General features: G+C 68.5%; 7 protein-coding genes. 5 read left to right on the forward strand and 2 right to left on the reverse strand.

Features of this window, described 5'->3' with window-relative positions; genetic code table 11:
- The first annotated feature begins 63 nt into the window (after positions 1-63).
- The 4 genes from FBQ73_RS11765 to FBQ73_RS11780 all read left to right on the forward strand — a co-directional run bounded on the left by FBQ73_RS11765 (position 64) and on the right by FBQ73_RS11780 (position 4,314).
- A complete protein-coding gene (locus FBQ73_RS11765; protein WP_138399646.1) occupies positions 64-1,491 on the forward strand; it encodes an MFS transporter in 1,428 nt (475 codons plus the stop codon).
- Between the two features lie 68 nt (positions 1,492-1,559).
- Positions 1,560-2,426, forward strand: coding sequence for a sulfurtransferase (locus FBQ73_RS11770; protein ID WP_138399647.1), 867 nt, complete (start codon positions 1,560-1,562; stop codon positions 2,424-2,426).
- A 74-nt stretch (positions 2,427-2,500) separates the two neighbouring features.
- Positions 2,501-3,367 (forward strand): ABC transporter substrate-binding protein, encoded by an 867-nt coding sequence (locus tag FBQ73_RS11775; RefSeq protein ID WP_138399648.1) that lies wholly within the window; start codon positions 2,501-2,503, stop codon positions 3,365-3,367.
- A gap of 17 nt (positions 3,368-3,384) precedes the next feature.
- Positions 3,385-4,314 (forward strand): NAD(P)-dependent oxidoreductase, encoded by a 930-nt coding sequence (locus FBQ73_RS11780; protein WP_138399649.1) that lies wholly within the window; start codon positions 3,385-3,387, stop codon positions 4,312-4,314.
- A gap of 42 nt (positions 4,315-4,356) precedes the next feature.
- Here FBQ73_RS11780 and FBQ73_RS11785 read toward each other — a convergent pair whose 3' ends face one another.
- Positions 4,357-4,707: a hypothetical protein gene (locus FBQ73_RS11785; RefSeq protein ID WP_170218849.1), complete on the reverse strand. Its 351-nt coding sequence runs from the start codon at positions 4,705-4,707 to the stop codon at positions 4,357-4,359.
- Positions 4,708-4,912: 205 nt separating this feature from the next.
- Here FBQ73_RS11785 and FBQ73_RS11790 point away from each other — a divergent pair, with 205 nt between their 5' ends.
- The gene (locus FBQ73_RS11790; protein WP_138399651.1) at positions 4,913-5,788 is read left to right on the forward strand and encodes a sulfurtransferase; all 876 of its coding nucleotides are present in this window, start codon (positions 4,913-4,915) and stop codon (positions 5,786-5,788) included.
- A gap of 102 nt (positions 5,789-5,890) precedes the next feature.
- Here the strand turns inward: FBQ73_RS11790 and FBQ73_RS11795 are convergent.
- Positions 5,891-6,000: NAD(P)(+) transhydrogenase (Re/Si-specific) subunit beta (locus FBQ73_RS11795; RefSeq protein WP_138399652.1), on the reverse strand; the 110-nt coding region annotated here is incomplete at its 5' end.

The raw sequence follows: 6,000 nt of genomic DNA on the forward strand, positions 1-6,000 counted from the left end.
TCTTTATTTTATTAAATTGATGGACTAAATAAATTTCGTCGCAACGGTCGAAGACACCCTGCCATGCCGCCCCGGACCGCCAGCTATCGTCCCCTCTCTGTCCTGGTGGGGCTGGCCTATTTTATGGATCAGCTGGACTCGACCATCATCGCCCCTGCCTTGCCGCAGATCGCGGTGGCCTTCGGGGTGAGCCCGCTGAACCTCGACCTGACCATGACGGTCTATCTTTTGGCCAACGTCGCGGTCATTCCGCTGAGCGGCTTGCTCGCCGCCCGCTTCGGCACGCGCACGGTGTTCCAGGCCTCGCTCATCCTGTTCGCGGCAAGCTCGGCCCTGTGCGGCTTCGCGCAATCCCTTCCCGCGCTGGTGGCGGCACGCGTGCTGCAGGGCGCGAGCGCGGCGCTGATGATGCCGGTGGGGCGTATGGCCATCATCCACGCCACCAGCAAGGCGGACCTCGTGGCCGCCCTCGCCTGGATGATCACGCCGGCAATGCTGGGCCCGCTCATCGGCCCACTTCTGGGCGGCGTCATCGCCACCTATTCCGACTGGCGGTGGATCTTCTTCCTCAACCTGCCCCTCGGCCTTGCCGGCTATCTCTTCGCCGCGCGCGTCATGCCCCAGGTGACCGACGAGGAGCCCCCGCCCTTCGACCTGCGCCAATGGCTGTGGCTGGCGCTGCTGCTGGTGGCCGGGGCAAGCCTGCTGTGGCTGGTGCGCCACCCCGGCATTTCGCCCGCCGTGTATGCCGGCCTGATCGCGCTGGCGGTGGTCTCCGGCACGGCCTATGTGCGGCGCGTTCACGGCGGCGGGCATCCCCCGCTGCTGGATTTCGCGCTGCTGAAGGTGCCGACCTTCAACGTCTCCTTCTGGGGCGGCTGCCTGGTGCGCGTGGGCTATGGCGCGCTACCCTTCCTGCTGCCGCTACAGCTCCAGCTCGGCCTCGGCTTCACGGCCATCGAGAGCGGCGTCGTGCTGCTGGCGACCGGCCTCGTCGCCTTCATCACCAAGACGTTCACCGCCCGCATCCTGGCGCATTTCGGCTTTCGCAGCGTGATCATCTGGAATGGCGTGCTGTGCGGCTTCGCGCTGGCCCTGTGCGCGGCGTTCCAGGCGTCCTGGAGCGTGGCGCTCATCGCCCTTCTCGCCTCGATCGGCGGCTTCTTCCGCGCCATCCAGCTCAATGCGCTGGCCGCCATCGCCTATGCCGACCTGCCGCGCCGTTCGGTGGCCCCGGCGACCTCGCTCAACACCACCTTCCAGCAGTTCGCGGTGATGATCGGCATTTCCCTGTCCGTCACAGTGGTGAACCTTTCCGCCTGGGCGGCGCAGCGCCCGCATCCCGGCGGCGGCGATTATGCGGCCGCCTTCCTCGTGCTCGCGGTCCTGGTGCTGGCGGCGGTGCCGGTGGCCCTGCGGCTGCATCCCGGCGCCGGGCATGAACTCAGCGGGCACCGCCGGGCCTCCGGCTCGCCGGCGAGCCGCGCCTAACCAGGCCGCGCTCCGCGCCAGGACCGCTTCTCCGCCGCATCCCGGCACTCTTTTAGGGAAAAGACACCATGACCGAGCCCGTCCCCTCTCTCCTCGTCTCCACCCAATGGCTCGCCGAGCACCTCGCCGACCCGGCGCTGCGCCTGTTTGACGCCACGGCGGGCGCTGCCCACGCCCCCGGCGCAGCACAGGCCGAGCCCGCCCGCGCCGTGTTCGAGAAGGCGCACATTCCCGGTGCCCGCTATCTCGACCTGAAGAACGACCTTTCCGACACCTCCGCCGCACTCGATTTCACCCGCCTCCCGCCGGAGGCCGCCGCCGCGGCCTTCGCCGGCGCGGGCATCGGGCCAGATGCCTTAGTAGTGGTCTACTCCACCTCGACCTACGGCTGGGCGACCCGCGTCTGGTGGCTGCTGAACGACCTCGGCTTCAGCCGCGTGGCCGTGCTCGACGGCGGCCTCGTAAAGTGGATCAAGGAGGGCCGCCCGACGGCGAACGGCGCGCAGCCGCCCTATCCGCCCGCGCCCGCCTTCGAGCCCGTTGCCCAGCGCCTGTTCGCCGACCTGCCGGAGGTCGCAGCCGCCGTGGAGGGCGGAGGCGCCACGCTGGTGAACGCCCTCAGCCCGGATCACTTCAGCGGCGCGGTCGCCGGGCCCCATGGGCGCAGCGGACGGATTCCCGGCAGCATCTCCCTGCCGGCGGGGTCGCTGGTGACGGCGGCGGACAACAGCCTCAAGCCGCTGGAGGTGCTGAAGGCCGAATTCGCCGCCAAGGGCATCTCCTCCGAAACCGACGTCATCGCCTATTGCGGCAGCGGCATCGCCGCCACCCTCGACGGCTTCGTCCTGAAGGCACTGGGGCACGACAGGGTCCGTGTCTACGACGGCTCGCTGTCGGAATGGTCGAAGGACCCCCAGCGCCCGCTGGAAGCCTGAACCGCGCCTTCGCCCGCCCGCCCTGCTGCGGGCGGCGTGCCTCTCTTTTCCCACACAGCACTGGAGAGCCAGCCATGTCCGACGCGACGACACAGGTCATCCGCCTTGCCCCCAACGTCCCGGTGTTCGACCTGCCCATCATCGTCGCGCTGGAGCGCGGTCTGTTCCACGCGCAAGGCGTCGAAGTCGAGTTCGTGGCGCGGCACGATCCCGTCACGTCGAACCAGGATGCGTTCAAGCGCCAGAAGGAATCGCTCTACGAGAGCGGCCGGGCGGATGCCTACAATCTGTGCGAATGGGCCGGGCTCGACCGCTCGGACCGCAGCGGGCGCGGCAGCCGCGTGCATGCCCTGCGGCCCGCCGTGGCGGCGCAGGTGATCCTCACCTTCGATGGCGACATCCAGGAGCCGCGTGACCTCGCCGGCGTGCCGGTGGGCATCAACGAGTTCACCGGCTCGCATTACACCGCGTTGCAGTTCCTGGAAGGCACGCTGCCCCGGGAAGACATCGTGCTGCAACACGTGGGCGAACCCTACCTGCGCTATCAGCAGTTGAAGGCCGGCACGCTACGGGCCGCCTCGCTCATGGAGCCCTATGTCAGCCTCGCCCTGAAGGAGGGCGCGCACATCATCTCGGCCAACTTCTATCGCGGCGCCGAGGTGATCTCGCCGGACCTCACCCCGACGCAGCGCCAGGGCTACCTCACCGCCGTCAACGCCGCGGCGGACCTCATCCGCGCGGACTTCGGCAGCTTCAAGCACCACCTGATCGTGGACCAGATCCGCGACCGCATCGCGCCCCTCGAGATCGCCGACCACTTCGTCCACTATGCCCACGCCAAGCCGCTGGACCCCAAGCGCTTCGCCTACACCACCGCGTGGATGCGCAGCTGGAATCTCGCGCCCGAGCACGGTGCGTTCGACGAACTGGTGGTGATCTGACCCGCAGGAAAGGCGCCATGCTCATCGCCAGCCAGCTTGAGCCCTTCTTCAACACTGCGCTCGCGGAGCGTCTCGGAGCCGAGGTCTTGCCCGTGCCTCGCGGCGCGCCGGCGGCGCTGCCCGCCGAGGCGCAGGTCCTCATCGTCGCGCCCATGTTCGGGGTGTGGGACCTGCCCCATCTGCCGGAGCCGCCGGATGCGCCGGAAGGCTGGCCGTTCGGGCTGGAATGGATCCAGCTCGTCTCCTCGGGGACGGACCATTATCCGCGCTGGTTCCTCGATTCGCTGCCGGTCAGCACGGCGCGAGGCGTCGCGGCGGGTCCCATCGCGGAGTTCGTCATCGGCACTATCTTCGAGGCGGTGAAAGCCCTGCACACGGTGTGGATCGACGATCCGCAGGCGTGGCGCACCCGTCCGTTCGCGCCCATCGAGGGCACGACGCTGGGCCTTTTAGGCTATGGCGCCATCGGCCGGGCGGTGGCACGCCGGGCGCTGGGGCTGGGGATACGCGTCCACGCCCTGCGCCGCTCCGCGCCGGCGGCGGACGAGGGCATCGTCTTCGTCCGGTCAGTGGAGGAGTTGCTTGCGACAAGCGACCATCTCGTGCTCGCCGCGCCAGCCACGCCGCAGACCCGGCATATCCTGAACGCGGACAGCCTGCGGGCGGCCAAGCCGGGCATCCACATCATCAATGTGGCCCGCGGCAGCCTCATCGACGACGAGGCCCTGCTGGAGGCGCTTGCCGATGGCCGGGTGGCGCGCGCCACCCTCGACACCACCACGCCCGAGCCCCTGCCCGCCGGCCATCCCTTCTACAGCCATCCGCGCGTGCGGGTGTCGCCCCACACGGCGGCCATCGGCAGTGGCGCCCGGCTGGCGCTGGTGGAGAAGGTGGCGGCGAACCTGGAGCGGCACCGGCAGGGGCTGGGACTGCTCGACCCACCCTGACCGACGCCCACGCCGGGCGGTCGGGGTTCGGTCGGGTCCGCCCTATTTGTCTCCACCCCATTCGGAGGAGAACACGACGAAGGCCCGTTTCAACACCTCGTTCTCGGTCCGCAGCTTCTGGATCTGCCGCCGCAGGGCCTGAAGCTCGCTCTGCATCTGCTCCGGCGACATGAGTTCGCCGGCCTCGGCCCCGGCCGCCGGCGCGCCGGCCTCCAAGCGCTCGGCGTCCCTCTTCTTCATCCACAGACGGAGCGATTGCTCCCCGACGCCGAACTGACGGGCCACCTCCCGATAGATGGTGCGGTCGCGCGGGTTGTGCAGCCTGCGCCGCTCCACCTCGGCCACCGCCAGGTCCTTGACCGCGGCCCCATAGCGGGCGGAAGACGGCGCCACTCCCGACGAAGGGAGCTCATCCCCCGCGGCCTGTGCGCGATCCTCGCCATCGGCGGCGGAGGCGACAGATTGAAGTGAAGCGCCACGCATTTCTTGCATTTCATATATAAATTTAGTTTAGAATTTATATCGGCGGCGCCGCGGACGCAAGTCCGCGATCCTGTCTCCCAGCGTGCCTGCCGCCCGACCCGACCGGACTTTCCGTATGCCCAAGACCTTTCCTCTCGTCTCCACGCAATGGCTCGGGGAACATCTGGGCGATGACGACGTGATCGTCCTGGACGCCAGCATCTATCTCGACCCGGCCCGCGACGGCGCCCCCGCGGAGTTCCGCAGCGGGCTCGACGACTATGAGCGGCGCGGCCACATCCCCGGCGCCCGCTTCGCCGATCTGTTCACCCAATTCTCCGATCCGGGCGCACCGTTTCCGTTCACCCGTCCCACGGCCTCTCAACTGGCCGCCGCAGCCAGCCGGCTCGGGATCGCACGCACGTCCCATGTGATCATCTATGATGATCTGACGAACCAATGGGCCGCACGCCTGTGGTGGGTGCTCCGCTCCTACGGGCATCCGCGCGTGAGCGTGCTCGATGGCGGGCTACGGAAGTATCGGGCGGAAGGCCGCCCGTTGGAGTTCGGGCTCTCCCCTTATGTGAAGGCGAACTACACCCTGCCGCTTCCGGCCGGCACGGTCGCCACCACGAACGATGTTCTCGACATCGTGGAGGGGCGGAGACCGGGGCGACTGATCTGCCTGCTGCAGAAGGATGATTTCTCCGGCCGTGTGCCCGGCCGATCCCGGCCGGGGCATATTCCGGGCAGCGCCAACCTCCCCTTCGTCGAACTCCTGAACGAGGCGGACAACAGCCTGCGGCCGGCGGTGGAACTGCGCGACCTGTTCAAGGCACGCACGGCGCTGGCGGGTGAAGTGGTCGTGACCTATTGCGGCGGCGGCGTCGCCTCCGCCCTGGGGGCGCTCGCGCTGGCAGTGATCGGCTACGACGCGACACTGGAATATGACGGCTCGCTCGCCGAATGGACCGCCGATCACTCCCGTCCTCTGGAAATCGGCGAAGCCTGACACCGGCGGCGCGGGACATCGGCAATCGAGGCCGCAACGCTTCTTGCGAATGCCTTGCCCCGGGGCTGCGAATCCGATCGGCGCCCCGTGCCAGGCCTTTGTTCAGTGTCCGAGGGCCTTTACGACCTCTTCGGTGACCTTCTTGGCGTCGCCGAAGAGCATCATGGTATTGTCCTTGAAGAACAGCTCGTTCTCGACGCCGGCGTAGCCCG

Source organism: Xanthobacter autotrophicus, from assembly GCF_005871085.1.
Classification (GTDB): domain Bacteria; phylum Pseudomonadota; class Alphaproteobacteria; order Rhizobiales; family Xanthobacteraceae; genus Xanthobacter; species Xanthobacter autotrophicus.

Bases quoted from the DNA above. Each gene is read 5' to 3' on its own strand.
- FBQ73_RS11780 (WP_138399649.1), top strand. From the start codon at position 3,385: ATGCTCATCGCCAGCCAGCTTGAGCCCTTCTTCAACACTGCGCTCGCG.
- FBQ73_RS11770 (WP_138399647.1), top strand. From the start codon at position 1,560: ATGACCGAGCCCGTCCCCTCTCTCCTCGTCTCCACCCAATGGCTCGCC.
- FBQ73_RS11775 (WP_138399648.1), top strand. From the start codon at position 2,501: ATGTCCGACGCGACGACACAGGTCATCCGCCTTGCCCCCAACGTCCCG.
- FBQ73_RS11790 (WP_138399651.1), top strand. From the start codon at position 4,913: ATGCCCAAGACCTTTCCTCTCGTCTCCACGCAATGGCTCGGGGAACAT.
- FBQ73_RS11765 (WP_138399646.1), top strand. From the start codon at position 64: ATGCCGCCCCGGACCGCCAGCTATCGTCCCCTCTCTGTCCTGGTGGGG.